Here is a 25,652-nt window from a genome sequence, read left to right on the forward strand (position 1 = left end):
TAAATTCCTCCCTAATACTGTAAAATATCCTTGCTATGGGTATAGTATAAGACGTTTTTTGCAAAAATACTTTGTTTAGAAAGGAAAAAATTTTTTATCCTTTTTGGGGATTTTCACAAAATGTTCATATCTATTTGTATTTCAAAAGCTTTAGGTCAAGATACAGAAGCATTTTCTGGTTTGGATCTTTGAGATTCACATCGCCAATTTCAGAGATACGCTTTAGCCGATAATTAAGGGTGTTGGCATGAACATTTAGTTCCTTAGCGGCATCATTTATATTGTTATCTTTATTTAAGAAGACTTCTAGCGTTTCAACTAAATTACTATGATGTTTCTGGTCGTATTCTTGCAGTTTTTTTAATGAATCATTTTCATATGCTTCACTTTGTCTTTTTTCCAAAATGAGTTCAAATAATTGGTAAATCCCCAGCTTGTGATAATTAAAAATATTTTCTGTCTCGAAAGGGAATTTTTCTTTAATTGTTAAAACTCTTAATGTTTCCTGATAGGCTTGGCCGATTTTTTGATAATCTTCATAAATGCTGCTGTAAACAGGGGTGATTCCCTTGAGATCGTACCGCTCGTTCATGGTTAATACAAAAGTTTGAACGAAGCGATTAAATTCCTGATAAGGCTCTTTAATATTATCAGCAGAGAGTAAGATGATTAATTGATTACAGTCAATGGTATAAAGCAGGATTTTCATTAGTTGGCCTGTTTTTAATAAATACGAGATGTTTTGTTCTACTTTATTTGTTATGTTTTCAGGAAATTGAAATACTGCAATGGCAAAGGAAGCTGAGGGTGTAATTTTCAGCGCATGAAATCGTTCATATATTTCCCTTTCACCTTTCAAATGTCCTGTTAGTAGTTTCCAAAAGAATTCCTGCGAATGTTCTTCCTTTTTATTTTTTCTGGTTTGAAGCTGTAAAAGTTTATTTTTCGCCGAATCTGCTGCTTTTTTGAGTAGGTCAAAATCTTTTTCTGTTAAGATCTTGTCAATCTCAATTGCCCAAATAAAGCCTAATACTTCATCCTGTTTCCAAATAGAGATAGCAACTCGATTATGAAGTCCGATCTCATCTATATTTTTAACACGGACTGGTTCACGAGTTTGCAGCAGTGCAGGAATGGTACCTTCTTTCCATAATTGATTGATCACTTTTTCAGGCACTCTTCTTCCAATGATGGTATAGATCCTTGCGGGATCTGTCCGTTCATCATGTGTGCTATAGGCAAGTAGTCGATGGTTTGCATCCTCAATTGTAATCGGGCAATTTAAAACTTGGCTTATCAGATCAACAAATTCTTCTAAACTATCAAAAGCTGCTTTAAATGGATCATGGTGTCTAGTATTCAAAATAATGACCTCCAAAATATCTGTCACGAAAAGATGGTATGCTTTAGTTTAATTCTACAAAAAGTTACGGTAAATTTCTCGTTTTTCTACAAAAAAAGTTTGTTCACAAAAATGTTAAAATAATGTTAGAAAATGTTCAAAAAAAAAATTAAATAAATTTGAAAACGCTAACAATCTGAAAAAGGGAAGATGTGCAGTCGCATTATTTGCGGATAAGTAGTATCATATTTATTCGTAAATTATTTTTATTTAAAGTCATGAACAAGTGGATGCATGGGAAATTGAAGTTTTGATCAGGAGGAGATTCATAGATGAGTAAAGGCACTCAGGACAAAGAACTTCATCGCGGTTTAGAGGAAAGACATATAACGTTAATGTCTCTCGGCGCAGCTATTGGGGTAGGATTATTTCTTGGTTCAGCGTCAGCTATTAAAATGGCGGGACCAGGTATCTTAGTTGGTTACGCATTTAGTGGGTTAATCATGTTTTTCATAATGAGAGCCTTGGGGGAAATGGCCATACAAAAGCCGGTAGCAGGGTCATTTAGTAAATATGCGCGCGATTATTTAGGACCGCTGGCTGGGTACATAACAGGTTGGAATTATTGGTTTTTATGGGTTGTTACCTGTATGGCGGAAATTACAGCCATTGGTATTTATATGGAGTACTGGTTTCCGTCTGTTCCAAGATGGGTTTGGGCGTTGGCGGCACTTGTCATCATGGCTGGAGTAAACTTTCTTGCTGTTAAAGCATATGGGGAATTAGAATTTTGGTTTGCTTTAATTAAGATCGTTACGATCATCGCCATGATTCTCATCGGGGCCGGGATGATTATCTTTGGACTTGGTAATGGTGGAATGGCAACGGGTATCAAGAATCTATGGGAACATGGAGGTTTCTTCCCAAATGGGATAAAAGGTGTGTTATTATCTTTGCAAATGGTTATGTTTGCCTACCTGGGAATTGAAATGATTGGCGTTACAGCAGGAGAAGTGAAAAATCCTCAAAAGTCGCTTGCACGTGCAATTGATACAGTATTTTGGCGGATTCTTCTCTTTTATGTGGGGGCCTTGTTTGTGATTATGGCGATTTATCCATGGGAAGAAATTGGTACAAAAGGCAGTCCGTTTGTGCTTACTTTTGAAAAAATTGGTATCCCAGGGGCAGCGGGAATTATAAACTTTGTTGTTCTAACTGCTGCTCTTTCATCTTGTAATAGTGGTATTTTTAGTACTGCACGGATGCTATTTAACCTTGCAGAGCATGGGGAGGCCCCTAAAAACTTTGGGCAAATTACAAAAAGCGGGGTTCCTGGAATCGCCGTCCTTGCTTCGGCAGCTGCTCTTTTAATTGGTGTGGTCCTTAACTATATTGTTCCTGCAAAGGTCTTTACTTGGGTGACGAGTATTGCTACATTTGGAGCCATTTGGACTTGGGGAGTCATTCTTTTATCACAAATTCGCTATCGTAAAACCCTAGATATGCGGGAAGTAAAGGCTCTTAAATATAAAATGCCGCTATTCCCCTTTACATCTTATCTAGCTCTAGCCTTTTTAGCGTTTGTAATTGGTTTAATGGCTTATAATTCTGATACGAGAATTGCCATAGTTATTGGTCCATTATTTCTTGTCTTCCTAGTGGCTGTTTATTATATAAAAGGCTTCCATAAAAGAGATAATATAAAAACCACCGTAAAAAAACGAATTATATAAAGAGAATGGAGCAGCAAGTCTATGATGGACTTGCTGTTTTTTTGCGGAAATCGGAGACTTACAAAAATTTTAACCACCCAAATCAAATTATTAAATGATCCGGTTCTTTAGACAAAAAGGCTCTTCTCCTCACATGGCAAATGATTCGATTGTTGCTGGAGCACATTTATAACAGCTATTAAAAAACAATTATTAGCCGTCGATTAATCCATTTGATGTCGGGGTTGTCACCATCCAGCCATTTGATACAGAAAAAGAAGTATTAGAAAAAGTAAATGATACCAACTACGGATTATCTGCTACTATTTGGACGACTAACTTGAATAAGGCACATATTTTTGCCGGGAAAATCGAAGCAGGTATTGTGTGGATTAATACATGGTTCCTTCGTGACTTACGCACACCATTTGGCGGCATGAAGCAATCTGGAATCGGCCGTGAAGGAGGACATAATAGTTTCGAATTCTACACCGAAAAAACCAATATCACCGTTAAGCTTTAGGGGGAGGCAAAACATACAAAACCTTTGGGTAGATAAATAAGGATCTTCATTGCTATATGTAAATGTGAGCACGGGGACGTTTCTTCAGTTTCCAGAAACAGATGAAACGCCCCTTTGTTTTATTTTCAATGGACTTTAATTGTAAGAAAAGCTCATTGTATGTGGGGGTTGCGTTTTCCAAGGTTTCGTAACTTCCATAAGTCCGGCAATAAGCTGCAAAATGGTATTGTAAAAAAACTTTGTTATTTTGGGGATAATTCAGTAAACTGAAATGATAGAGTCTAAAATAATGGGGTGAAATTGTGAGTATGAAAGCAAGCGATTTAAGTTTAGATCACTTTATGCGTATTTCGGAAAGAACTGGCATGAAAATGCGGGAACTTCAATTATTGCTTACGAGTGCTGATGCTCAGGGAATGCTTTGTAAAGATCTAATTACAGCCCTAGGAATTGAGCGGGCTAAGAGATTTCAACTCCGATATGGTTATCATTGTGGTGTCCATGAGGCACGTTTGCTAAAAGATTCTGTCCAATGGCAAAGCGACCTTGAATGGTTAATTGCCGGTTCCAAAATGCATCAAATTACGGGGAGAGTGTTTTCCTACCCGGAGAAATTTCGTGTGGATATGGAAAAAGGGATCTTTGATGTGGCTGGATACTGGAACGACTCCTTTGAGGCGACGCAATACTTAAAGTACTTTCCGCTGCATAATGAACCCATTTGTTATTATATGGTCGGTTATGCAAGCGGATACAATACTGAGTGTATGGGGAAAAAGGTTATTTTCAGAGAGACGAAATGCAGGGGTAAAGGTGATGATCACTGCTGCTATGTCGGAAAAACGTTGGAACAATGGGGAGACGAAATCAAAGAAGATCTTCTGTTCTTTGAGGATGATGATATGTCTGCCGAGCTGGATCAGATGTATAGAAAAGTAGAGCAGGAAAAAGAAAAATTAAAGATTGGTTATGCCCTAAGTCGTCATTTAACGCAAGTCATGCTGCAAGGAAAAGGGTTTAAGACCTTTGCGAAGCTTTTAGGAGATAGTCTTAATTGTCCAGTTTTAATAGAAAGTAATAATTTTGAACCCCTTGCGCAGTACGGGGAAATCCCTGGGCTGGTTAATGACATGACTGTTAGAGGCCAGCAAGAGAAGATAGACAAGGTGTTCCGGCGTAAATCAATTTTTAAAAGGGAACCCGAAAATAAACCGATAAAGTTTCTAACAACGGCCATTATGATAAAAGATAAAATACATGGTTATGTAACGATTGCTTCAGTGCAAAGATTTACTGACTTTCATTCTGACCTACTAGAACGAACAGCCACAACAACGGCATTATACATGCAAAACTAACAGGTTGCCTTGGAAACGGAACAACGTTTAAAGGGTGATCTTCTAGAAGAGTTAATTAATAATAAAGAAGCAAAAGCAGAAGATATTCATGCTCGCCTCGCCATCCTTGGATATGATATTAGAGAGCCGCATTATGTAATTCATTTTGAAATGAAAGAGAAAAATAAAGAGAGAGCATCCTCTTTAAATTCTGATTATTTGAAAATATACAATAAATTTACCGATATTTTTAAATTTGTTATTAATAGAAATGGTCCTACCGCACTCATGCTTCCTAAATTAGATACGGTCCAGGCTATCATTTCTAAAAAATATATTGATGCTGAACATATGACCGTCAAAAAGTTCGGTGAAAGGCTACTAAGGGAGCTCGGGGGAAATAATCATAAGGTGTATATCGGGATTAGTGAGGAAACTAGTACCCTATCAGACTTCTATCAAAAAGCAGTAGAAGCAAAGAAAGCTGTCGAATTGGCGAAGGTAAGGTCCTCTGATTCTAAAGTAGTTTTAGCAAGTGAACTGGGACATTTAACATTGTTTTTAAATGCAAGGGCTCCCGAGGAATTGGAAGCGTTTGCTATTGGAAAATTGCAAAGTCTCTTGGATTATGATGAAAAAAAGAATGCGGACCTACTTTTGACACTGTTTTACTATTCTCAAAATGAATTTAATTTACATAAAACAGCGCGAGGTATGACCATTTCTATCAGTGGAATGAGATATCGTCTTCAAAAAATAGAAGATTTACTGAACATTGACCTATCTAATTCAAATGATCGATTTGAAATACAACTTGCACTGCAAATACTTTTATTGTTGGGGAAAATCAATCTATAGGAGAAAAGCACATGGATGAAAAATAAAAGAAAGTGATTTGCATAAAAGGGATAGTCTCTTATTAAAGTATCTGGTATCCGCAAAACACCTATTTAGTAACCATTATGATCAGTTACTAGAAATCGTTCTGCGGTGACAGGTACTTTTTTTTGAGATTTCTTTTTTTACTTTCGGTACTAATAGTACAAAATTTATAGAATATTCAAACCTAACTTGCTGTGGTTAAAGTTTTTTAAATATTCTACTATTATTATAGTGATTATGTGAACTATAGGATTTTTAGTTTTTTGAAAAGGAGAGGAATATAATGCAAATGAGTGATCAAAGAGTCGCAATCGTTACTGGAGCAAATAAAGGGCTCGGGTTAGCTATTGCTGAAAATTTTGTGAATGAAGGAAAAAAAGTCGTTTTCGTGATTAGGAACAAGGAGAACCTTGAACAAACAAAGCAGCGATTTCAACCGGAAGTCGTAGAGGAGCAAATGATGTTCATCCAATTGGATGTATCTAGTATTAACGGTATTAAAGAGGCAGTCAACCAAGTTTTAAACCAATGGGGGAGAATCGATATTCTCGTAAATAATGCAGGAATTCGCTTTGAAACCCCGATAGAAGAAATCAATGAGGAAGAATGGGATCAAGTTTTATCTGTAAATTTAAAAAGCACATTCTTTTTTTCACAAGCTGTCATTCCTGCCATGAAAGAACGAGGGTGGGGACGAATCATTAATTTGTCCTCATTTGGAGGACAGGCTGGTCCATTAACTTCTGGCGCTCATTATTCTGCTTCTAAGGCCGGACAAATTGCCTTGAGTAAATCCTTTGCTAGATCGTTAGCGGCCGATGGCATTACAGTTAATGCCGTTGCGCCAGCGTCTGTTCGCACACCAGAGATGGATAAAATGGATCCGGATAAATTAGCCCAAATGATAGAGACGATTCCACTCAAACGTGTCGGAGAGCCGCAAGAGGTTGCTGACTTAGTTTCCTATTTAGCCTCTGATTCTGGTGGATTTACCACCGGGGCCACGTTTGATATAAATGGCGGCAGGCTTATGAGATAACGCAGCCATACGTTTCATCACTTAGATGAATCGCTTTGTCCTATTATAGAACCACTAATTATTAGATGAAAAATACAAAAGATGTAGGGAGGAAAAAACATGACTGTTGAAATGCAACGTAAAGACCTGCTCAATCAAGTGTTAACTGAAATCCGCACCCGCCGGGACGAATTCGAAGCGAAGCGACACGTGCCTCGGGACATGGTCGAACAACTAAAGCAACTGGGTGTCTATCGTGCTCACTCACCGCGTTGCTTTGGCGGCGATGCCCTCTCGCCTTCTGAGTTTCTCAAACTGATTGAGTCCATCTCCGAAGCTGATGGGTCCGCCGGATGGGTAGCAAGCTTTGGCTCTGCCTCACTCTATCTTGCAGCACTGCCTAAGGATACGCTTGCACGTCTTTACGCAAATGGTCCGGATGTTGCCTTTGCAGGCGGCCTGTTTCCGGTCCAGCCTGCAGAAAAGGTTGAAGGTGGCTGGCTTGTTAACGGTCTCTGGAGGTTCGCAAGTGGCTGTAAGGGTGCAGACATTCTTGGTGTCGGTATTGGCGCCGGAGAAGGTGGCAAACCACTTACCGCTGTGCTAAGACCTGAGGACGTGGAAATCATTGAGAACTGGGAAGTGATCGGGATGCGCGGAACGGGCAGCCATGACTTGCGGGTGAAAGACGCCTTTGTCTCTGACGAATGGACCTTTGTCCGTGGCGGTGTGCCTTCTATTGAAGAACCAATCTACCAATATCCATCTATCGCTTATGCAGCGCAGGTACTTGCAGTGGTCAATCTTGGCATAGCCCGTGCTGCGCTTGATGAAGTGACTCAAATGGCCGGTGGCCGTTCGAGCATTACTGGCGCACCGAAGATGGCTGATCGTGCTTACTTACGAATTTCTTTAGCAAAGGCAGAAGCATCACTAAGATCAGCCCGTGCTTTCTTCTATGAGACCACTGATTCCGTTTGGACTTCGATCCTAAGGGGTGACGGTGTTTCTCCTGAACAAACAAGTATGCTGCGCCTGGCGGCCACTCAAGCTGCCCGTGAAGGCGCAAGCGCTGTGCAGTCAGCCTACCTGCTTTCGGGAACCGCCGCGATCTACGACGGGCACCCAATGCAGCGTTATCTGCGCGACGCGATGGTCGTGACACAGCACGCATTCCTCAATGAAAGCATGTACGAAGGAGCCGGCTCGGTATTCCTGGGTGTGCCGCCAATGCGTGGTTACATCTGATCCTGCTAATCAGCACTGGAGCCCTGATGTCCATTCTGCATAGAACAGCATGTTTTCAAAATTATAGAAACGAGGTGTTTAAAGTAAAATGGAGCGAAATTTAAGCGTTGTGAAAGAACCATTATATTTCAATCTTCCTGATAAAAATTTCTTTGATCTATGTAATGACCGTTATGGGATCAACAGGGGTGTCTATAATGTGATCGATCATTGGTTCTTTCTCAATGGATTTCAAGATATTAAATCAAGAAGGGGTACCATTCTTAAATTTTTAACTTTTTTGCATAAACATCAAATTAAAAAGTTTGGTAAAGGCGGAGTTAAAAATAGTCTGGAATTATTTTTGGCAAATCGAAGGGAAAAAGAGGTAGGTTGACTCTTGGGAAAAATTAATCTATAGGAGGAAAGTACATGGATCCGCGTCAATTTAGAAACACACTTGGACATTTTGCAACTGGGGTAACGGTTATTACAACTAAGAATGAAGAAGAATTAATTGGTTTAACAGCCAATGCATTCTCATCGCTTTCATTAGACCCGCCGTTAATCCTAGTTTGTATTGATAAAAAGGCTGGTAGTTTATCGGCTTTTAAACAGGGGCATTCCTTTGTCGTTAACATTCTTCAGGAAGGACAGGAAGAAGAATGCTGGAGATTCGCAAAAAGATCAGAAGATAAGTTTGCGAATTCAAGTTATACCTTATCAAGTCATGGCATTCCTGTTTTAAATGATAATCTTGCTACGCTTGAATGCACCGTAGCGGAACTGCTTGAAGGAGGAGACCACATTATTGTAACAGGAAAGGTCGAAGCCGTTTCCTATGATGAAGAAAAGAGTCCGCTGTTATTTTTCCGTGGAAAGATTGGCCAAATGAAAAAGGAAGAACAAGTAATCAAATAGAAGGAGGAATATAAATGGGAGAGATTAAGCACGGAGCACCTCAAGTGCCAAGCCCGCTTCGAGTATTCATTACATTTGAATCAACTGGCTGGTTTGATACGACACAACAACAAAAGGAAAAAGAACTTTTACCACAGTTGAAAACTGTTTTAGAAGAGTGGGGAAGCAATGGCTCGGAGTTACTTGGAACCTTCGATCGTGATATTTTAACAGCGGGTCATTCGGGCCCGACATTTTGGCACGCATGCTTTTTATACAATGTGCCTGATTTGCAAACGGTTGCAGATATGACTCATTCTTTCCGAGCAACAGGCCTTGACCGCTATTTTCGACTAGAAGCATCCATTGGACGACCATTTTTCTTGCTGGAACAATAAATAAATATAGAAAAGAAAACGAAGAGAAAAAGTCTTGTTTCTCTTCGTTTATATACGAAAAGAGGGGGCAGTCATGAAAGAGATTGCCCCCTCCTTATCTTTCTTAATCTAAATGAATCGATGTGAGTTTGCCAAATGCTAGATAGATGTCTAAGGCCATTTGGACTTCACGGCGGGTATTAGAATTCATCATATCTATGTTAAATCGCTCTTTTAAACTAGCAAGGCGGTAACGCATTCCGCCAATTGAAAAATTCATGCAACGTGCTGTTTTATGCAAATTACATTCATTATTCAAATAAAAATAAAGAGTTTTTAATAGTTCCGCTGATTTCTCAACATCATAAGCATAAATCGCACCTAGAATTTGATCTGCATAGTTCTCCAATTCTTTTGGATTTCGTGCATCTAATAAAATGGAAATATGTCCAATGGATGAAAATAAAATGACTTGTTGTTTCTGATTATTAAATTGAGTAATTTCCAACGCTTTTTTAGCTTGTTTATACCCTTCATTAATTTCAGTAATTTGGGTGCAAATGTTACTTATTCCGATTAATAATTGGGAAGAAGGAAACTTTTTCTTAACCTCTTTCAAAACGATATCTCCAAATTTTTTAGGATTCCAATTATGTGAAGATAAAAATTCTTCGGAGATTAGTGCCTGAATTTGTTCAAACGAATTGGAAACGAGCATATTTTCTTTTGCAATAGCGGTATATTTTCTCAGGATATTAGTAATAAAATCTTTTTCTGCATCTAAAGATTCGGTTTGTTGATAGTCTTGATTTTGTAAGCGGAAAATAAACAAATAATGAGGTTTATTAAGATTATATCCTAAAAAGGTTAGTTTTTTCATAATGTTAGAATCTAGTTTATTCTGAAGAATGATTTCGTCTAGTAATTCCCCTTTCATTCGTTGTTCTGTATCAATCGCTGTTTTTTCATTTAAGATATGGAGAGCGCAAATATTTGCTGCCCGTTCTATTAAAGAGGATTCAAGTTCTTCAATTTCCTTCGATTTTTTAATTATTGATATATATCCATAAACATCGTTTTGGACAATAATTGGGGTAATTAACGGATAATGTAAAAGACCATGTTCTTCTAAAGAATTTAGCTGAATGGTTATTCGATTCGTAATCATTTCATTGATTTTTTTTCTGTCAGAGGCGTTAAATATATGCTGATTTTCAACCATGTCTTTTAGAGAATAGTCGACCGCTTGTCCATATTCTGTAATCGTTTCAAAATGCTTATTGGATATAACAATGCCGTAGCCAAGGCTTCGTCCAAGTGTTTGAGCAATCGAATCTAGCCCTTTTCCTTGTAAGACAATTTGAGTTAATTGGTTACTTATCAAATTCCCGCGTTTAAGAATTTCACTTTGCCTTTCAATTCGTTTATAAGCCCGGTCTAACTCATCTCCAATATCTTCTCGTGCGTAATCAACCTCTTCGGGAGAAATTTCGTCTCCCCATAAATCCAGTGTCTTTCCTACGAAATGACAATGCGGATCACCCTTACCGATACATTCAACTTCTTTAAAAACAACTTTTTTGCCTAAAGAAGTACTGCAATAACCGCTAGCATACCCTTCTAAAAAATAGCAAACTGGCTCAGAATGAACAGGAAAATGTTGTAAGTATTGTTTGGCTTCATAAGAATTATGCCAGAAACCTTCTACATCAAATTCTTTTGTTTCTGGATTAATATTGGCCTTTATGGGAACGGATGTGGAACGGCCTGATAAACCATGCATGGTAACACCGCCCATGATCCATTCCTTCGTATTTTCCCAATTAAACATATTTTTTAACATCATGGCCTCATGTTTCCCACACTGATATCCATAACGTAATAAAAAATGTTTTGCTCGTTCTATTCCGAGTGCCAAAACTAAATCCTTGATTAAGGCTCCCCAAGCATCTGCACTAGAAATAAACATTCTTTGAGACTGTAGAAAGTTATTCTTCTTGGTATCAACGCCAAATAAATCGCTTAAGGTAATAGTGTTTGCTTTTTTTGTAGACATTGGAAACCTCCCCGTATAAAAAAACAAAACTAGTATAACAAATGAATTAAATCACCTCATTATTATACAACACATTAATACAGAATAATTGAAATTTTCCTACTACAGTATATAAGCAAAGGATTTTTGGCATTGAACATATATGATGAACTTACATTAAAACTTATTGAAATGGTAGGTACTGGATGATTCGGTTGTAAAAAATCAATTTTTCCAACCTGAAAATAAATTGTATTCTTTTCATTTTATTAATAGTATGTACGTGAGAAATGAATCTTCTAAATATTTTAAAAGTTAAAAAGCATGAAGCTTTTGTTGCAGGAAAAGTGTTGAAAATAAAGGTGTTCAAAATACGAAATATCTTGGGGGGAAGAAAATGTATAAGACGCTGCAAAAAAGTGTGTTAAAAAATAGGATTGTAAAAAACTTTGATGGATACAACTCTTTTCAATACTTAATTCCAGGAAAACATTACAAACCTTTCGGATTGCCGCAGTCAGAAAAATATCGACAGACAGAAGAGATAAAACTAAGAGAAGATCAAGAAAGGATTTTTGAAACGTTATTGAAATACTACCCAATTGTGTCCCTTAGAGATCATGGTTTTGTAGTTCCTAAGAACCAAGAAGATATTATTCCGTATTGTCGTCAACTCCATACAGTGTATGATTACGAAGGATTAGCCATATCGGGAATAGATGTACTATTCGAAAACTTCATGGATGGAATCTCTATTTTGACATCATCAAATGGATTAAAGTGGGATGACGTGATTTTAACATTAGGCATTAGATATTGTGATATTACTAAACAAAATACTGCATATATTGCTAAAAATTATCATGATTTAACTGAGGCAAAAAAGACAAAGCGAATCGCGATTCTGCCCGCATTGGAAGCAGCAAGTATTTTAGAGAATGAAGTGGACCGTGTAGATGTTTTATATGGATTAGGGGTTCGCTGCATGGGCATTACCTATAATGAAGCAAATACATTAGGATCAGGTCTAATCGAAAAAAATGACAGCGGATTAACTAAATTTGGTTCCAAAGTAGTGGAAAGAATGAATGTGCTGGGAATGGTAATTGATATCTCTCATTGTGGCGATCAGACAAGCCTGGATGTTATTGAAGCAAGTCGAGCCCCTGTCTTTATTACACATGCGGGTGCGCGTGCAATCTGGAACTCTCCAAGAATGAAATCTGATGAGGTATTAAAGACCTGTGCATCTAAAGGCGGAATAATCGGCGTCTGTGCAGCGCCCAATACTACGCTGTCATCTAAAAATCCTAATGAGCATAGCATTGAGTCCGTTATGGAACATTTAGAATACCTAATTGATCTTGTAGGAATTGACCATGTTGGACTTGGGCCCGATACATTTTTTGGAGATCATGTCGGGCTGCAACACGCATTTGACGACATGTTGTCCCTTAGTGAATCACATGGAGAAAGTTTTGAAGAATCTCCATATGTTAAAGGTTTAGAAAATCCGACAGAAGCAATGAAAAATATGATCAAATGGATGATTAAACATAACTATAAAATTCAAGATATTCAAAAAATTATTGGCGGAAATGCATTGCGGGTTTTAAGAGAAATTTTAAACTAAAGGGTATCAAGTACGAAGATGGGAATAGTCCCGTTTTTAAACAGGAATGATGGTTCCAATTGTCATTTTCGGGGAATGTATGTAATCCTTTCAATCCTAGTAATCTTAATATTATTTGGTATTATTTGCTTCACGGAAAAGATGAATCTTTAATAAATTACTTGAACATCTCTGTTTGGTGGAGATGTTTTTTTTATCAAAAGATTTTAAGGATTTAACCTTTAATATTGAGTGATGATGCCATACTGTACGAATCGGTTGTAATATTGAAAATTTTAGACCTAAACTTAAGTTGTTTTGGTATGCCGAGATTTATTAATATGTCAGTAGTGGAAATTAGAATTTTTGAAAGATTCACAAATAGGGGGATTTTTGCATGTTATCAAAAGAAGATAATCATTTATTAACACGCACGGGACCAGGTACACCAATGGGTGAATTATTTCGTCGATATTGGCTTCCTGCACTAAAGTCAGATGAATTAAAAAGTGATGGTAAACCACAACGGGTCAAACTGCTTGGCGAGGAGCTAATTGCTTTTCGGGATACTGAAGGAACTGTTGGGCTAATTGAAGAAAGTTGTCCTCATCGCGGAACTTCACTTTACTATGGGATTAATGAAGGATGTGGAATCCGCTGTATGTACCACGGTTGGAAATTTGATACGAATGGCGATTGTACAGAAATCCCATCCGAAGAAGGCGATCCAAAGTTTAGGACAAAAATCAAGATAAAAAACTATCCTGTAAAAGAGGTAAAAGGGATTGTCTGGACTTATATGGGGCCGCTTGAGAAACAGCCTCCATTTCCTGAATTTTATTGGGTGGGATTGCCAGATGAAAATACAATGGCTGAACGTGTATGGCAGGAATGTAATTACGCTCAGGTAATGGAAAATGATCTAGACTATGTACATGCCGCTTTTCTTCATAAAGCACATGGAAAACAGGAAACGGGTGAAGGGATTTTAAGTACGGATTTAGGAATTGATCCTGACCATCCACTTGTGAGGAATCCGCCTGTAAAACAAGATGTTGAAGACGCAAATTATGGGAAACGCTGCGTGGCTGTCGGGATTGGGAATGAAACCGAAAATGCATTTATGGAAATTCATTTTATCTTTCCATTTTATACATTTCCCCCTAGATTTGGCGGTGAGGATGGTATGTGGCACGCATTTATTCCGAGAGATGACTACAGTACATGGTCTTGGGATGTACAATTTGCCCACAATCGTCCGATTGATGTAAAAGCAAATTATGAGCGTCGCGGCTTACGGTTAGATGAGAATTTCAAAAAACGAATTAACATTGAAAATGAGTATGAACAAAGCCGTGAGTTACAAAAAACAGGAAACTTTACCGGCATTCGCGGAATAGCCAATCAGGATCATGCTGCAACTGAAACCATGGGAGCCATAGTGGATCGTTCAAAAGAGCATCTTGGAACAAGTGATTTACCGATTATCCATATGCGACGTCTATTGCTTCAACAAGTCAAAGCTTTCCAAGAAGGAATGGAGCCGCTCCAGTTAGATAATGATTCATTAAAAACATTGTTCAGTGACGGTATCTATGATGAAAACCATAAAACTTGGCAAGAAGCCTTTCCAATGAAAGAACAGTTTCAAAAAAGTGCGACAGTAAAATCTTGATAAAACTTATAGCGAAAGCAGGGGTTGGATGTCCTTAGATGAGTATTTGAAAATGATTCTAGATGATGGGGAAATAGATATTGTCAACGTAGAACCTGCCTTTTCTTTTAATCTAGAAAGTTATGAGGTTTCAGACAATGACTGATATTCTCTTTGAGCCGATTGAAACGGTAGTGACTCATATTAAAAATAATCAGTTATCACCAGTCGAATTGACGCAATTAACCATCAACCAAATTCACGAACATGAACCTAGGTTAAATGCCTTCATTACTGTTATGGCGGAAGAGGCAATGGTTCAGGCGAAACAGCTTGAAAGAGAGATGGAGAATGATCAAATTAGGGGACCATTGCATGGGATTCCTATTGCTGTAAAAGATATTTTGCAAACAATGGGTGTTCGAACGACCAGCGGCTCTAAAATTTTTGAAGGATGGATCCCTGACGAAGATGCTGCAGCGGTTCAAAAATTAAGAGAAGCTGGTGCTATTATCATTGGGAAGGCAAACTTGCATGAATTCGCAATGGGGGCAACTACAGAAAATCCGCATTATGGAAGTACCAAAAATCCTTGGGATGGCACTAGAATTCCCGGAGGTTCAAGTGGCGGATCTGCAGTAGCAACTGCAACGGGTATGGCCTTTGGAGCGGTGGGTACTGATACAGCAGGTTCCATTCGCCTCCCAGCAGCAATGTGCGGAACTGTCGGATTAAAACCGACCTATGGTTTGGTTAGCAGGGCTGGCTGTCTACCTTTCAGTTGGTCATTGGACCATGTTGGCCCGATGACAAGGACGGTAAAGGATGCTGCAATTATGCTTGAAGTTATGAAAGGGCACGATCCTAGAGACCCTTCAACGTTAAAAAGAAATGATTCAATATTATTTAAACCATTAACCGATTTAAAAGGCGTAAAGTTTGGTTTTTACGAGCCATATATGTTCTCAGGGATAGATGATGGAGTTAAGAATGTCATTGAACAAGCCTTTCGTCAATTAGAATTGCTTGGAGCAGAAATTGTGCCAATTGATCTGCCTGGAATCGAACAAGCTTTAGATGCTCTTAAGGCTATTGCACAAGCAGAGGTTGTCTCTGTTCATAAGCCAATGTTAAAGAAATTTAGTCATCTATATGGAGATGATTTAAAGTATCGCTTTGAATATGGAAGTGAAGTTTCAGCCGCCACTTATATTCATGCTCAAAGAAGAAGAGATCAGTTCGTTAGAAAAACTCTCAAACAATTGAGTGGTCTTGATGCTTTAATTGGACCGACGAATGTTAAAATACCATTTGAAATCGGTACAATGGTTCCAGAAATGGCTATTAGCAACATGTTTACACTGGGGAAAACTCCGCTTGCAAATATTTTGGGCTTCCCCGCTTTATCGGTTCCATGTGGATTCACAACAGAAAACCTTCCTGTTGGACTGCAATTCATTGGAAAACCTTTCACAGAGCGAAGGCTGTTGCAAGTCGGTGATTGCTATGAGCAGTCAGAGGATTGGTTCAAGGCATTAAAAAACAAATTTACAAGGGAAGCGGTTTAGCTTCCTTCATGCCCTTAAGAATCAGCGACAGTACTAATTCGAAATGTAGATAAGTGGTTAGGAGAACAAACTATGATTAGTAAAATGGAGCATGTAGCTATAATCGTTAAGGACTTGGAGCAGTCCATTCAATTTTATTCGGAAATATTTGGGTTTAGGGTTCGCCTTCGCGGAAGTAAGCCGGATAGAGAAATGGCTTTCTTATTTCTTGAATCACAGTCTGACATAGAGATCGAATTAATACAAGAGATGAACGTAACGATTGAAAATAGCGAAAATGGAATCGTAAATCATCTTGCATTCACGGTAGAAGATATTGAAACGACAATAAACTATTTAAAAGAAAAAAATATAAAATTTACTTCTGATGAAGTTAAATCCACCCTTGAAGGGGGGCGAATGATCTTATTTTGGGGGCCAAACCGAGAATTACTACAACTTGTTGAACGTTTATAGCCCATTTTTGAAAGTGATTTTGATTTAAAAGAATACAAGCTAGATGTTATCTCTTTAAATAACTTTTGAGCAGGAGGAAATAGGATGGGGAGAGTATTACGTATTGGTCGAGTAGAATTAAAAGTCTTGGACTTAGAAAAATCAGTAGACTACTATACAAATATTATTGGTTTAGAAGAAACAGGTCGTATGGGTGACAGTGTCTATTTAAAAGCATGGGATGAGTTTGATCATCATAGTGTTATTTTGACAAAATCAAATTCTCCTGGATTAGCACATATGGCCTTTAAAGTTGAGACAATGGATGATTTAGCTTATTACGAGAAGAAAGTCGAAGAGTTTGGATGTACAACGACAAGAATTTCAAATAATACAAGACTAGCTGAAGGGGAAGCTGTTCATTTTATTTTACCAACAGGCCATCACTGTGAACTTTATCATGAAATTGGTTTCCTTGGAACCGCCGTTGGATTTAGAAATCCTCATCCATGGCCATTAGGCTGGAAAGGAATTGCACCACACCGATTAGATCATATTCTATTAACGGGAAATGATTTGAAAACGGTTACTAGATTCTTTGTGGAAGCGCTTAATTTTGGGCAAAGTGAAAAAGTTGTAACGGAAGGTGAAGAAGAATTACTGGGAAGTTTCTTATTTACAACCAATAAAGCTCATGATATTGCCTTTGTTAAGGGGCCTGATGCTAAACTCCATCATGCAGCATTCCATGTTGATTCTGTTCATGATGTCTTTAAAGCTGCTGATCTTTTGTCTATGTATAATGTTCCATTTGATGTCACCCCTACCCGTCATGGTATTTCAAGAGGGGAAACGATTTATTTCTTTGATCCGTCTGGAAATCGTAACGAAGCCTTTGCCAACGGATATATGAGCTATGCAGATATGCCAACAATTACTTGGGACGCTGCTAAAATTGGAACTGGTATTTTCTATCATGCAAGAGAATTATCAGAATCATTTATGAAGGCGTTGACTTGATATATATTTCGAATTATTGGAAATAGCAAAAACATAGGGGGTAAACGAATGTATAAAGTAACTTTAAAGGCTAGGGGGCAACAATTTGAATATAACACTTTGCCTGAGCAATCGCCTCTTCAAGCAGCTCGAAATGAATTTATACCTTTTCCAACTGGATGCAGGCGAGGGGGGTGTGGCCTATGCAAGGTTAAGGTATTAAGTGGTGAATACAAACAAGAATTGATTCGATCGCATGAGGCGCTTCCCGATGAAGATTTAGAAAATGCCTTTGCCTTAGCATGTTGTATGACTCTTAAGAGCGATGTTGAGCTCGTTACAGTTGAGGACTATCAAAAATCTATACAGCCAGCTGCTTTGATAGAGACTAAATAACAATGTTATATCAAAAATATGCATTAACCCAGTCACTAGCTTTAAGAATTCTCGAGGCCGTTACGAGCGAAGCGGAAAAATTACAAATTACAATCAATGTGGCAGTAGTAGATGAAGGGTCAAATTTAAAGGCATTCATTCGGATGGATGAAGCTCCCTTGCTTAGTGGAACAATTGCGCAAAACAAAGCTTATACATCTGCGGCCTTTGGTAAACCCACCCATGAATGGTATTCGATGATTAAAGACGACCCGGCCTTATTAACCGGAATTGTCCATACAGATAGACTAGTCGTATTTGGGGGAGGAATTCCACTAATTTTCAAAGGGATAATTGTTGGAGGAATAGGGGTTTCAGGCGGTACAGCTGATCAAGATCTCCAATGTGCGCTTATAGGTTTAAAAGTATTTGAGGAAGATTGTCAAAAAGAAGAAATAGTCTTTAACGTAAATAAATCATATCGAGAATGGGGATGAAGTCATTGGAAATTGCTGTACTTGGCGGTGGAAACGGCTCCTATGCAGCCGCAGTAGATTTAACTGAAAAGGGCCATGAGGTAAGGCTGTGGAGAAGGGATGCAGAAGCATTTCAGGAAGTACTGGCAAAACAGCAGATTATTTTAAAAGATCACAACGGTTCTAGAGTGGTTTCCTTAAGTCTGGCAAGCACTGATATAAAGGAGGTTATCCAAGGAGCAAAGCTAATCGTGATCCCACTTCCGGCTTTCGCCCAGCAGGCTTTGGCGAAGCAGCTGGCACCCGTACTTGAAGATGGACAAGTTCTTTTCTTGCCGCCCGGAACATTTGGCAGTTTCCTGATGGCCAAAGTATTGGGCGAAGAAGGTTGTAAAGCAAAGGTAAGTTTTGCCGAGACTGGTACCCTCCCATATCTGGCCAGGAAATACGATGAACAATCGGTTTCGATTTCAGGGAGGGCGACCCGTCTTCCAACAGGTGTATTCCCAAGTAATCAATCAGATGATGCATTGGAAATTTTAAAGATAGCGTTTCCAGCCATTGAGCCGATTCAAGATGCACTAGATGGCGCTTTAATGAATGCCGGTTCGATCATCCACCCTCCGCTCATTTTAATGAATGCCGGCCCAATCGAGCATTTTGATCGGTGGGATATTCATAATGAAGGAACTCAACCATCGATACGAAATGTTCATAAGGTATTAGATGAAGAAAGAGTGAGGGTACGTGAGGCTTTGGGCTATTTAGCGCCGCATTTTCCGCTTGATGATCATTATAATGTAGAGGGAGAAGAATGGATGTATGGGAATGGGGCCCATGATAAACTCGTGGATGGAAAGGATTGGTTTGAGCCGCTGAATTTAAACAAACATCGATATATGAGAGAGGATATTGCCTGCGGATTAGCCTTTCTCGTTTCATTGGGAGAATGGTTAGGTGTTCCTGTTCCAACGGCAGCTGGGCTGTTACAAATCGCATCAGCAGTGATTGGTGAGGATTTGCGAACCACAGGAAGAACATTGGAGAATCTTAACCTGGCATCAAAAACAAAAGAGGAATTGAAAGAGATTCTGAACAAGGGACTGCACCATTATGAAGTCAGCTAAAGATCCCATTTTTATTGCGGGCGCCGGGCGAATGGGCCGAGGAATTGCGGTTGCATTTGCTTATCAAGGGCATCAAGTTAGGCTGATTGATATCAAAAAAAGAAATCGGGAAGAATTTGAGGAATTAACGTCAGCTGTCATGGCTGAAATAAACAACCATTTGCAAATTCTGTCCGTTTCCGATGTAGTACCGAAGGAAATGGTCCCGTATATTACCCAACGGATCAAAGTGTATAGTATGGATGAACAGCCGGGTATTTGGAATAAAGCAAACATCATTTTTGAAGCAGTCCCGGAAGTTGCAGCAATAAAGAAAGAAGTGTTCAGTAGGATTTGTGCAGCAGCTTCAAAAGACGCCTTGATTGCATCGACAACTTCTTCTTTTTTAGTAAATGAATTAGCTGAATTTGTCACCCATAAAGAGCGATTTTTGAATACACATTGGTTAAATCCTGCCTACTTAATCCCGCTCGTGGAAGTAAGTCATGGGAGCGAAACGAGTGAAGAAAAGCTTGATCAGATGGTTCAACTGCTTGAAATCATTGGGAAAGTGCCGGTGAAATGTGGACCATCTCCAGGGTTTATTGTGCCAAGAATACAGGCTCTTGCCATGAATGAGGCAGCACGGCTTGTGGAAGAGGGAGTTGCATCGGCAGAGGATATTGATAAAGCGTCCCGGATTGGCTTTGGGCTTCGGTTTGCAGTGTTAGGACTTTTAGAATTTATTGATTGGGGAGGGGCTGACACACTTTTCCATGCTAGTCATTATTTAAAACAATCATTAAATTCCGACCGTTTTTCACCACCCGCGATTGTCATAGAAAAGATGAAAAGTGGAAATATTGGCTTAAAAACCAAAACAGGTTTTTACCATTTTGATGATACTATGGTAGACGATTACCAACTGGAAACTTTGAAAAAATTTATTGATTTGTTAAAACATCTTGGACTTATTAGCGCTCCTAAAGAACATGTACTTTAATCTTGAAAAAGTCTCAATTTAACTTACAGAGTAGTTAGATATTAAATTATAAGTCTGTGATTAAACCATTTTAGGGGGATATAAATGTCAAGTAAAACAAATCAAAAAATGAGAACAAGAGCAGCTGTTGCTGCAACGATCGGTTCAGTTATTGAATGGTATGACTTCTTTCTTTATGCTACAGCTTCCGCATTGATTTTTCCAAAAATATTCTTTCCTTCGGCTGATCCTTATTTAGCCATGTTGCAATCCTTTGGCGCATTTGCCATCGGTTTTATTGCACGACCGATTGGAGCTGCCATTTTTGGTCATTTTGGAGACCGTATTGGCCGTAAAACAGCCCTTGTGTTAACGATGTTTTTAATGGGATTAAGCAGTTTAGCGATTGGGTTGCTGCCGACCTATGACAAAATTGGATTATGGGCACCAACCTTGATTGTGATATTGCGTTTAATTCAAGGGATAGGCGTAGGCGGCGAGTGGGGCGGTTCTGTCCTCCTTTCAATGGAATGGGGACAAAAGAAAAGACAGGCTCTTATGGCAAGCTGGCCGCAGATGGGTGTTTCCGCTGGACTTTTAGTATCGTCCATTATGGTTTCAGTGTTTATGACTATATCCGGTAACGGATTCTATACGTGGGGATGGCGCATCCCATTTCTGTTTAGTTTTGTCCTTCTCATTGTCGGATTGATTATCCGCGCAAAAATTCCTGAGACTCCATCATTTCAAAAAGTTCAAGAGGGGAACCAAGTTTCCCGCTTACCGGTATTAGAGGTAATCAGGAATCATCCTAAAGAGATTCTTTTAGCCGCTTTAGTAAGACTATCTGAAAACGGTCCATTTTATGTATACACTGTGTTGATAATTAATTATGCAATGGAAAAGTTTACGATGAATAAGCAGTTTCTAGTCAATGCCAATACTGCAGGTGGCGTGGTAATGGCAATTTGTATTCCGCTCTTTGGTTATTTGGCAGATAAATTTGGTATTAGAAGAATGTATTTGATTGGTGTTGTGGCCACTCTTTTATGGGCTTTCCCATACATTCGACTTATTAATACGGGAGTTCCAATGATTGTTTTCCTGGCAACAGCATTGGCAATGATTCCCCACAGTATGCAAGTTGGTCCCCAGGGTGCCTTTGTTGCCAAAAGTTTCCCTGCAAGGCTAAGGTATAGCGGCCTATCCTTAGGGTCCCAGCTAGGATCGATTATTGCCGGAGGGATCGCGCCGTTAATTTGTACGTTTTTGTTGCATCAATTTGGCACTACTTATGCGATTAGCTTCTATATTATTTTCGCTGCGATCATTACCTTTAGCGCTTCTCTTTTAGTCAAATCATACCCTGAGCAGGAAGAGGACAATGCTGTTACTGAACTAAGTGCGGTTTCCTCGACGATATAATCACCAATCGCTTTTTTAATATAAAAGACCTTAAGAATGAAAAATTTTCTAGATTTCAAAGAGAAATTGTTTCTGTTAAAATGGCTGGAAAAAGGAACTGCGTAGCAGCTCCTTTTTTTTTGCTTAACTAACGTTTCATTTAGAAGAATTTACATTCAGATATTAAAGGGACAGCCTTTATTTTTTTAAATGATAATTTTCCAATTTAAAATACGTAGGTTTTATCCTTCTTTCACATACTAATATTGGTCAAACATTCAAGGAGGGTATCATAAATGAAAGGGAAGATTATTTGGATGGTCCTTGTTTTACTAGGACTTTTTATTAACGGTATTACGGTAAAGGCTGAAACACAAGGCAGCCCTTCACAAAACTTGTATGAGCAAAATACCATGTCCGTACTTTGGTTTCAAAACTCAGCAGAGGCAAAAGCATTATATTATCAAGGGTATAACCTGGGCAGAGTGCGATTAGATGAGTTGTTAAAAAACCGTCCCAAAACATCTGTCTTAAAACCTGCCATCGTCCTTGACATTGACGAGACAATACTTGATAACAGTCCTCATCAGGCGTGGTTTGTTCTTTATGGCAAAGGAATCCCGTTCGGCTGGAATGGATGGTTTAACCGTGGAGAAGCAAAGGCCTTGCCAGGAGCAATAGAATTTCTGCAATATGCCAATGCACGGGGAGTAGCTATTTTCTACATATCTAACCGCAACGAAGCACAAAAAGAACCAACCATGAAAAATTTAATAAATGCAGGTGCTCCTCAAGTTAATAGTGAGCATGTATTATTACAACAGCCTGGTGAAAAGGGAAAGGAAACTCGACGAATCCAAGTCGCAAAAACTCACGACGTTCTTTTGTACTTTGGTGACAATTTAGGTGATTTTAGCGGGTTTGAGGGTTTATCGGTTTCTGAGAGATCTCAAGAGGCAGCCAAACGCCAAGCGGAGTTTGGCCGTAAACTGATCGTTTTCCCTAACCCAATGTACGGTGATTGGGAGGGTGCGATTTACCAATACGACTATAGAAAAACAAACGAAGAAAAGGACAAACTAAGAAAACAGCAATTAGAAATTTATAAAAGGTAGAAGCTGACCCAAAAGGTGGATGATGAATAAATTTTGCACACTATGTTGATTGGAGCGGAAATCAACAGACTAGTTTAATGTATAAAAAAAAGAAGGTGCCTCTAAAAGTTATACAAGTGGGACACCTTCGCTTATTTTAGAAGAGAAATATAGAAATGTTTATGGCTTTACATTTTTCAAGATATTTATCGCAAAGACAATAATCGCAATTACCATTAATGTCCCGCCAACAGCAACTACTGGGCCGGCACTCTCTATACCAGAGACCAAAAGGGCAAGGCCAATCATCATAATAGGAAGTGAAATATTATGAAGCCAAAAATGAACCTTCGCAAGTTTGGTTTCAGCTGCACTTGGAAATCCCACATAAATCAATCCAGCTAGTGCTAGTGACATCCATCCTAGTAAATTAATATGCACATGAACAGGTGTGAAATCAAAGGCTTCTGTCATCGACATATACATGCCAATGAGCACTCCAATAACAAAATAAACTACAGAAATCTTAATCAGCTTTACAGCCATTTCTCTGCCCCCTTATGTCGTAAAAAATATGACTATAGTACTAATTATGAAGGGGGAATCTGAAAAAGAACTATTTTTTACTTATGGATGATCACAAAAAAAAGCCTTATTAACTAAGGCAATTTAAAAGAAAGCTCTAATACCTACTAAAATAAGACCAATCAAAAATCCGCACACCGCTCCATTTACTCTTATCCATTGCAGGTCTTTGCCAACATTCGTTTCGACCATGTTAATCAATGTTTTATCATCCAATCTGTCTAAATTCTCTTTGACGAGTTTGCCTATTTTGGAATGATTTTTATCCACAAAGGACGAGAGTTTTGATTTCAACCACGTATCTATTGTCTCTACTTTTTCTTGGTTGTTTTTTAATGCAATTAGATTGACATTTATAAATGGAAGTAAGTAATCATTTAAAAAGGCAGGTTCTCCAACAAAATTAATTACTTTTAGCTGAAATTGTTCTAATATATCATTAATTTGCTCTTGTGGTTCCCATTTAGTAATGGCATGTGATTTCAAATTCGAAAGCTCTTCATAGATCTTTTCGTCTGTTTTGATTGATTCAAGCTTGTTCCCGATATGAATTAATAATGTTTGACGATTTGGATTGTATGGATCGCGGTAACTGGAAACACCTTTTTGAATCAAGTTTTGGATGATATTACCTAATTTTTCCTCGTTAACAAGATTACTAAAAGATTTTAAGGCAAACTGCATAAATCCATCTGCCTTAATGTTTTCCACCGCATCCACAGCCATTCCGCCCAGTTTATATTTAGTGGAATCCTTCGAAGCCCATTCATCAATTTCCTTAAGGATATAATCAAGGGTCTTTTCGTGATATTTTCGTGCTGTTACTTGATCAATAAGTAAAGGAAGATATTTTTTTATATCCCAGTCCATTAATTTAGCTTTTAATTCTTTTTCGATAATTGGTGTTAATTTCCTTACCTCTATTTTTCTAATCAGATGTTGGGCAAACAGAACAATATTTTTTTGTACAGATTCGGAGCTGATTTCAGTCTCAACGATGTCTGCTAACTTATTTGTAAAACCAAACGAATTGATTTTTTTGTGAATACTTTCTTTTGTAAGCCAATCATTTTCAAGCATCGAAATAATTCCTTCAGTAATTCTATGCCGGTTCTTAGGCAGCAATGCAGTATGCGGAATAGGAATGCCAAGCGGATGCCGAAAAAGAGCCGTTACCGCAAACCAATCTGCTAATCCCCCGACAAGACCTGCTTCAAAACCACCTTGGAGGATATTCCCCCAGAATGAATCTTGTAAGGGAAGTGTAGCAATAAATCCGATTCCCATGATTGCGAGAGAAATAGTCGCTAAATGCTGCGATTTATTTTTCTGTTTTATCATCTTTGTACCCCTCATTTTTGAAATATAATTAAATAGTTAGTGCTATTATCTCAATATTGTTGAAAGAAAAGCAAAAATAACCACCCAAAAGAAAAAAATTCCTCTCAGAGTTGAGAGGAGTTTTTATTCTTAGGCTTAACATGTGTGATGAGTCCATCGAGGTCAGTAATGTAAAATTGCGTAACAGGGGATTCTTTTAAGTAGCGTTCTTGTAAAAGCAAATAATAATTTACCCTGCGCTGCGGATCAAATGTTAACATTGGGTACTCTTTATGGTCCTTTACATATTGGTCAACTGCCTTTTGGACCATATCCATTTCAACTGGTATTAGTTTTTCATGTTCTTCGAATAAATCATAGGTTTCCTTCGACATATAGAAATTACTAGAAGGAATTCCGCCAAGATGGGGGGCAAGCTGTTTAAAGTCAATACGGTTATCATCTTGTACTAAAATAGTACGGAAAACACCTTTAGGCAGGTGATCTGAGTATTCTCTTACTGCTTTTCGGACTTGGTCGACTGTAACTTCAACGGTGGGATAGGGCTTGCTTTTATCAGCTTTTGTCATTTTTTTATTCAGTCTGTCTTTTAGAGAAGTAAGGTACTCTATAAACTTGTGTTTCATAACTCCTGCCCCCTTAACCCGCTTGTTCAAATATGTTCTATA

At 38.4% G+C, this 25,652-nt stretch carries 24 protein-coding genes and 1 pseudogene; 20 read left to right on the forward strand and 5 right to left on the reverse strand.

Features of this window, described 5'->3' with window-relative positions; translation table 11 throughout:
• Nucleotides 1–130 precede the first annotated feature (130 nt).
• Nucleotides 131–1,363, reverse strand: coding sequence for a PucR family transcriptional regulator (locus tag L1999_RS05620; RefSeq protein ID WP_235742657.1), 1,233 nt, complete (start codon nt 1,361–1,363; stop codon nt 131–133).
• 311 nt (nt 1,364–1,674) lie between these two features.
• On the opposite strand from L1999_RS05620, the gene alaP reads away from it, so the two are divergent.
• The 9 genes and pseudogenes from alaP (at nt 1,675) to L1999_RS05665 (ending at nt 9,339) form a co-directional block, all read left to right on the forward strand.
• A complete protein-coding gene (alaP, locus tag L1999_RS05625) occupies nt 1,675–3,075 on the forward strand; it encodes an alanine permease AlaP (protein WP_235742658.1) in 1,401 nt (466 codons plus the stop codon).
• A 223-nt stretch (nt 3,076–3,298) separates the two neighbouring features.
• Nucleotides 3,299–3,577, forward strand: a pseudogene (locus tag L1999_RS05630) (aldehyde dehydrogenase family protein); the annotation flags it as partial.
• Nucleotides 3,578–3,885: 308 nt separating this feature from the next.
• On the forward strand, nt 3,886–4,935 hold the full coding sequence (locus L1999_RS05635) for a XylR N-terminal domain-containing protein (protein ID WP_235744263.1): 1,050 nt from the start codon (nt 3,886–3,888) through the stop codon (nt 4,933–4,935).
• Nucleotides 4,936–4,944: 9 nt separating this feature from the next.
• Nucleotides 4,945–5,772, forward strand: a complete 828-nt coding sequence (locus tag L1999_RS05640) for a PucR family transcriptional regulator (protein WP_235742659.1) — start codon at nt 4,945–4,947, stop codon at nt 5,770–5,772.
• A gap of 307 nt (nt 5,773–6,079) precedes the next feature.
• Nucleotides 6,080–6,835, forward strand: a complete 756-nt coding sequence (locus tag L1999_RS05645; RefSeq protein ID WP_235742660.1) for an SDR family NAD(P)-dependent oxidoreductase — start codon at nt 6,080–6,082, stop codon at nt 6,833–6,835.
• 99 nt (nt 6,836–6,934) lie between these two features.
• The gene (locus tag L1999_RS05650) at nt 6,935–8,062 is read left to right on the forward strand and encodes an acyl-CoA dehydrogenase family protein (RefSeq protein WP_235742661.1); all 1,128 of its coding nucleotides are present in this window, start codon (nt 6,935–6,937) and stop codon (nt 8,060–8,062) included.
• 88 nt (nt 8,063–8,150) lie between these two features.
• Nucleotides 8,151–8,438 (forward strand): hypothetical protein, encoded by a 288-nt coding sequence (locus L1999_RS05655; protein ID WP_235742662.1) that lies wholly within the window; start codon nt 8,151–8,153, stop codon nt 8,436–8,438.
• 35 nt (nt 8,439–8,473) lie between these two features.
• Nucleotides 8,474–8,962, forward strand: coding sequence for a flavin reductase family protein (locus tag L1999_RS05660; protein ID WP_235742663.1), 489 nt, complete (start codon nt 8,474–8,476; stop codon nt 8,960–8,962).
• A 14-nt stretch (nt 8,963–8,976) separates the two neighbouring features.
• On the forward strand, nt 8,977–9,339 hold the full coding sequence (locus L1999_RS05665) for a hypothetical protein (RefSeq protein WP_235742664.1): 363 nt from the start codon (nt 8,977–8,979) through the stop codon (nt 9,337–9,339).
• Nucleotides 9,340–9,442: 103 nt separating this feature from the next.
• Here L1999_RS05665 and L1999_RS05670 read toward each other — a convergent pair whose 3' ends face one another.
• Complete coding sequence (locus L1999_RS05670; protein WP_235742665.1) at nt 9,443–11,374, reverse strand: XylR N-terminal domain-containing protein; 1,932 nt, start codon at nt 11,372–11,374, stop codon at nt 9,443–9,445.
• A 376-nt stretch (nt 11,375–11,750) separates the two neighbouring features.
• Between L1999_RS05670 and L1999_RS05675 the strand changes: the two genes are divergently transcribed.
• The 11 genes from L1999_RS05675 to L1999_RS05725 all read left to right on the forward strand — a co-directional run bounded on the left by L1999_RS05675 (nt 11,751) and on the right by L1999_RS05725 (nt 23,079).
• Complete coding sequence (locus L1999_RS05675) at nt 11,751–12,986, forward strand: dipeptidase (RefSeq protein ID WP_235742666.1); 1,236 nt, start codon at nt 11,751–11,753, stop codon at nt 12,984–12,986.
• Nucleotides 12,987–13,362: 376 nt separating this feature from the next.
• Nucleotides 13,363–14,640, forward strand: coding sequence for a Rieske 2Fe-2S domain-containing protein (locus tag L1999_RS05680; protein ID WP_235742667.1), 1,278 nt, complete (start codon nt 13,363–13,365; stop codon nt 14,638–14,640).
• A 137-nt stretch (nt 14,641–14,777) separates the two neighbouring features.
• Nucleotides 14,778–16,187: an amidase gene (locus tag L1999_RS05685; protein WP_235742668.1), complete on the forward strand. Its 1,410-nt coding sequence runs from the start codon at nt 14,778–14,780 to the stop codon at nt 16,185–16,187.
• Nucleotides 16,188–16,259: 72 nt separating this feature from the next.
• Nucleotides 16,260–16,643, forward strand: a complete 384-nt coding sequence (locus L1999_RS05690; protein ID WP_235742669.1) for a VOC family protein — start codon at nt 16,260–16,262, stop codon at nt 16,641–16,643.
• 84 nt (nt 16,644–16,727) lie between these two features.
• Nucleotides 16,728–17,642: a catechol 2,3-dioxygenase gene (locus L1999_RS05695; RefSeq protein ID WP_235742670.1), complete on the forward strand. Its 915-nt coding sequence runs from the start codon at nt 16,728–16,730 to the stop codon at nt 17,640–17,642.
• 48 nt (nt 17,643–17,690) lie between these two features.
• Entirely contained in the window at nt 17,691–18,017 is a 327-nt protein-coding gene (locus L1999_RS05700; RefSeq protein WP_235742671.1) for a 2Fe-2S iron-sulfur cluster-binding protein, read from the forward strand.
• A 2-nt stretch (nt 18,018–18,019) separates the two neighbouring features.
• Nucleotides 18,020–18,493, forward strand: a complete 474-nt coding sequence (locus L1999_RS05705) for a GlcG/HbpS family heme-binding protein (protein ID WP_235742672.1) — start codon at nt 18,020–18,022, stop codon at nt 18,491–18,493.
• Nucleotides 18,490–19,599: an NAD/NADP octopine/nopaline dehydrogenase family protein gene (locus tag L1999_RS05710; protein WP_235742673.1), complete on the forward strand. Its 1,110-nt coding sequence runs from the start codon at nt 18,490–18,492 to the stop codon at nt 19,597–19,599. The genes L1999_RS05705 and L1999_RS05710 overlap by 4 nt, the downstream gene beginning before the upstream one ends.
• Entirely contained in the window at nt 19,586–20,581 is a 996-nt protein-coding gene (locus L1999_RS05715; protein ID WP_235742674.1) for a 3-hydroxybutyryl-CoA dehydrogenase, read from the forward strand. Before L1999_RS05710 ends, L1999_RS05715 begins: the two co-directional genes overlap by 14 nt.
• 84 nt (nt 20,582–20,665) lie before the next feature.
• Nucleotides 20,666–21,985, forward strand: coding sequence for an MFS transporter (locus tag L1999_RS05720; protein ID WP_235742675.1), 1,320 nt, complete (start codon nt 20,666–20,668; stop codon nt 21,983–21,985).
• 275 nt (nt 21,986–22,260) lie between these two features.
• Nucleotides 22,261–23,079, forward strand: a complete 819-nt coding sequence (locus tag L1999_RS05725; RefSeq protein ID WP_235742676.1) for a 5'-nucleotidase, lipoprotein e(P4) family — start codon at nt 22,261–22,263, stop codon at nt 23,077–23,079.
• A 159-nt stretch (nt 23,080–23,238) separates the two neighbouring features.
• Here L1999_RS05725 and L1999_RS05730 read toward each other — a convergent pair whose 3' ends face one another.
• The 3 genes from L1999_RS05730 to L1999_RS05740 form a co-directional block, all read right to left on the reverse strand.
• Nucleotides 23,239–23,604 (reverse strand): cytochrome-c oxidase, encoded by a 366-nt coding sequence (locus tag L1999_RS05730; protein WP_235742677.1) that lies wholly within the window; start codon nt 23,602–23,604, stop codon nt 23,239–23,241.
• Nucleotides 23,605–23,727: 123 nt separating this feature from the next.
• Nucleotides 23,728–24,984, reverse strand: a complete 1,257-nt coding sequence (locus L1999_RS05735) for a DUF445 domain-containing protein (RefSeq protein ID WP_235742678.1) — start codon at nt 24,982–24,984, stop codon at nt 23,728–23,730.
• Between the two features lie 104 nt (nt 24,985–25,088).
• Nucleotides 25,089–25,610: a DUF3939 domain-containing protein gene (locus tag L1999_RS05740; protein WP_235742679.1), complete on the reverse strand. Its 522-nt coding sequence runs from the start codon at nt 25,608–25,610 to the stop codon at nt 25,089–25,091.
• Between the last annotated feature and the right edge of the window lie 42 nt (nt 25,611–25,652).

The sequence above is a fragment of the Neobacillus drentensis genome, from assembly GCF_021560175.1.
Classification (GTDB): Bacteria; Bacillota; Bacilli; order Bacillales; family Cytobacillaceae; genus Neobacillus; species Neobacillus drentensis_A.

Bases quoted from the DNA above. Each gene is read 5' to 3' on its own strand.
- alaP (WP_235742658.1), top strand. From the start codon at position 1,675: ATGAGTAAAGGCACTCAGGACAAAGAACTTCATCGCGGTTTAGAGGAA.
- L1999_RS05635 (WP_235744263.1), top strand. From the start codon at position 3,886: ATGAAAGCAAGCGATTTAAGTTTAGATCACTTTATGCGTATTTCGGAA.
- L1999_RS05645 (WP_235742660.1), top strand. From the start codon at position 6,080: ATGCAAATGAGTGATCAAAGAGTCGCAATCGTTACTGGAGCAAATAAA.
- L1999_RS05650 (WP_235742661.1), top strand. From the start codon at position 6,935: ATGACTGTTGAAATGCAACGTAAAGACCTGCTCAATCAAGTGTTAACT.
- L1999_RS05655 (WP_235742662.1), top strand. From the start codon at position 8,151: ATGGAGCGAAATTTAAGCGTTGTGAAAGAACCATTATATTTCAATCTT.
- L1999_RS05660 (WP_235742663.1), top strand. From the start codon at position 8,474: ATGGATCCGCGTCAATTTAGAAACACACTTGGACATTTTGCAACTGGG.
- L1999_RS05665 (WP_235742664.1), top strand. From the start codon at position 8,977: ATGGGAGAGATTAAGCACGGAGCACCTCAAGTGCCAAGCCCGCTTCGA.
- L1999_RS05670 (WP_235742665.1), bottom strand. From the start codon at position 11,374: ATGTCTACAAAAAAAGCAAACACTATTACCTTAAGCGATTTATTTGGC.
- L1999_RS05675 (WP_235742666.1), top strand. From the start codon at position 11,751: ATGTATAAGACGCTGCAAAAAAGTGTGTTAAAAAATAGGATTGTAAAA.
- L1999_RS05680 (WP_235742667.1), top strand. From the start codon at position 13,363: ATGTTATCAAAAGAAGATAATCATTTATTAACACGCACGGGACCAGGT.
- L1999_RS05685 (WP_235742668.1), top strand. From the start codon at position 14,778: ATGACTGATATTCTCTTTGAGCCGATTGAAACGGTAGTGACTCATATT.
- L1999_RS05690 (WP_235742669.1), top strand. From the start codon at position 16,260: ATGATTAGTAAAATGGAGCATGTAGCTATAATCGTTAAGGACTTGGAG.
- L1999_RS05695 (WP_235742670.1), top strand. From the start codon at position 16,728: ATGGGGAGAGTATTACGTATTGGTCGAGTAGAATTAAAAGTCTTGGAC.
- L1999_RS05700 (WP_235742671.1), top strand. From the start codon at position 17,691: ATGTATAAAGTAACTTTAAAGGCTAGGGGGCAACAATTTGAATATAAC.
- L1999_RS05705 (WP_235742672.1), top strand. From the start codon at position 18,020: ATGTTATATCAAAAATATGCATTAACCCAGTCACTAGCTTTAAGAATT.
- L1999_RS05710 (WP_235742673.1), top strand. From the start codon at position 18,490: ATGAAGTCATTGGAAATTGCTGTACTTGGCGGTGGAAACGGCTCCTAT.
- L1999_RS05715 (WP_235742674.1), top strand. From the start codon at position 19,586: ATGAAGTCAGCTAAAGATCCCATTTTTATTGCGGGCGCCGGGCGAATG.
- L1999_RS05720 (WP_235742675.1), top strand. From the start codon at position 20,666: ATGTCAAGTAAAACAAATCAAAAAATGAGAACAAGAGCAGCTGTTGCT.
- L1999_RS05725 (WP_235742676.1), top strand. From the start codon at position 22,261: ATGAAAGGGAAGATTATTTGGATGGTCCTTGTTTTACTAGGACTTTTT.
- L1999_RS05730 (WP_235742677.1), bottom strand. From the start codon at position 23,604: ATGGCTGTAAAGCTGATTAAGATTTCTGTAGTTTATTTTGTTATTGGA.
- L1999_RS05735 (WP_235742678.1), bottom strand. From the start codon at position 24,984: ATGATAAAACAGAAAAATAAATCGCAGCATTTAGCGACTATTTCTCTC.
- L1999_RS05740 (WP_235742679.1), bottom strand. From the start codon at position 25,610: ATGAAACACAAGTTTATAGAGTACCTTACTTCTCTAAAAGACAGACTG.